Here is a 443-nt window from a genome sequence, read left to right as displayed (position 1 = left end):
ATGGGCAACAACATCGTCCCGTCGTTGTTCACCGTGGGGTTGTATCAACAATGGAGCGCTTTGTTGCTTTCTTACTTGAAGAGTACAAAGGGGCATTCCCGACTTGGTTAGCTCCAATACAAGCACAAATTATTCCTGTTTCTAATGATGTGCACCTTGAATACGCGAAGAAAGTACAAGAAGAACTCCAAGCAGTAGGAGTTCGAGTGGAAATTGATGAGCGTGATGAAAAGCTTGGCTACAAGATCCGTGAAGCACAAATGCAAAAGATTCCATATATGCTCGTATTAGGCGATAAGGAACTGGAAGCAAAAGCTGTGAACATCAGAAAGTATGGTGAGCAAGATTCGGCATCTGCTTCATTAGAAGAGTTTGTACAGCAAATGAAGTTAGAAGCTAGGAAGTAGAAGAGAATATTCAAAAAGGGAAAATCACCCTTATTC

At 41.8% G+C, this 443-nt stretch carries 1 protein-coding gene; it reads left to right on the top strand.

Going from position 1 to position 443, the window contains the following annotated elements; all coding sequences use genetic code 11:
- Window positions 1-407 (top strand): His/Gly/Thr/Pro-type tRNA ligase C-terminal domain-containing protein (locus KH400_RS21145; RefSeq protein WP_246589956.1); only part of this gene is annotated, 407 nt, incomplete at its 5' end.
- Window positions 408-443 lie beyond the last annotated feature (36 nt).

Source organism: Desertibacillus haloalkaliphilus, assembly GCF_019039105.1.
Lineage (GTDB): Bacteria > Bacillota > Bacilli > Bacillales > KJ1-10-99 > Desertibacillus > Desertibacillus haloalkaliphilus.
The sequence above is the reverse complement of the archived record's forward strand: the minus strand, read 5'-3'. Positions and strand labels throughout refer to the sequence as shown.